Source organism: Variovorax sp. P1_H2 (assembly GCF_056405295.1).
Genome location: NZ_JBFUCJ010000287.1, coordinates 1 through 1,120, shown reverse-complemented (window position 1 = coordinate 1,120; position 1,120 = coordinate 1). Strand labels below are relative to the sequence as shown.

Annotated in this window: 3 protein-coding genes; all 3 read right to left on the bottom strand. The window is 64.5% G+C overall.

Features of this window, described 5'->3' with window-relative positions; genetic code table 11:
* Positions 1-149, bottom strand: a 149-nt coding sequence (locus AC1D2E_RS35915; protein WP_478201803.1) for a biopolymer transporter ExbD, incomplete at its 3' end; no start/stop codon positions are given.
* A gap of 5 nt (positions 150-154) precedes the next feature.
* Positions 155-871, bottom strand: coding sequence for a MotA/TolQ/ExbB proton channel family protein (locus tag AC1D2E_RS35910; RefSeq protein ID WP_478201802.1), 717 nt, complete (start codon positions 869-871; stop codon positions 155-157).
* A 19-nt stretch (positions 872-890) separates the two neighbouring features.
* A partial coding sequence (locus AC1D2E_RS35905; protein WP_478201801.1) for an energy transducer TonB occupies positions 891-1,120 on the bottom strand: 230 nt, incomplete at its 5' end.

The window sequence follows — 1,120 nt, the reverse complement described above, 5'->3', positions numbered from 1 at the left end:
GCGCGGGGGAGGTCGATGTTCACCGCGTGCTTCATCACCGGCACCGTGATGATGAAGATGATCAGCAGCACCAGCATGACGTCGACCAGCGGCGTCATGTTGATCTCGTTCATGACCTCGTCGGGTTCGTCCTGTGTTCCGAAGGCCATGGCGGTCAGACCTTCTTGAGCGGAACGACCGTGGCTTCGCCGCCGCTGCTCTGCACGCGGGCGCCGGTCACGAAGTAGGCGTGCAGGTCGTGCGCGAAGCTGTTGAGCTTGGTCAGCACGAACTTGTTGCCGCGCACCAGCGCGTTGTAGCCCAGCACGGCGGGGATCGCGACCGCCAGGCCGAGGGCCGTCATGATCAGCGCCTCGCCGATCGGGCCGGCCACCTTGTCGATGGTCGCCTGGCCGGCGGAACTGATGCTCATCAGCGCGTGGTAGATGCCCCAGACGGTGCCGAACAGGCCGATGAAGGGCGCCGTCGAGCCGACCGATGCAAGGATCGCGAGCCCGGTCTGCAGGCGCGCCGTGAACTCGTCGATGCCGTTGCGCAGCGCCCGGGTGATCCAGTCGCTGACATCGAGCGCGTCGTGCAGGTGGGCCTTGGTATTGCGGTGGTGGGCGGCGGCTTCGCGGCCTTCGAGTGCCAGCGCGCGGAACGGGTTGCCGTCGCCCTTTCCGAGCTTGGCCAGGGCGGTGGCGAAATCCTCGCTGTGCCAGAAGTCCTGCGAATGGCGTGCGAGGCGCTTGTACTTGATGACGTCGAGCGCCTTGATCAGGATCACGATCCAGGAGGCGAGCGACATGCCGATCAGCAGCAGCGCGACAGCCTTGGTGACGAAGTCGCCTTGCTGCCAGACGTTCATCAGGCCAAAGTGGGAATCCATATGAAACTACTCCAGAAAATTAATTGAGAACCCAGTTGATCGGCACGTTGAACTCCATCGCTTCGACGACCCCGTTGCGTTTGCCCGGCACGTAGCGCCAACTCATCACGGCGGTGCGCGCGGCCTCGTCGAGCCGCTCGTAGCCGCTCGATTGACGAATGCTGGCCTGCGTAGGAAGCCCGTCGACCCCGATCAGCACCCGCACGATCGTCTTGCCTTGCTCGCCGAGCCGCTTGCTCATGGCCGGGT

Excerpts from the sequence above, each read along its gene's own strand:
- AC1D2E_RS35910 (WP_478201802.1), bottom strand. The coding sequence starts at position 871 with ATGGATTCCCACTTTGGCCTGATGAACGTCTGGCAGCAAGGCGACTTC.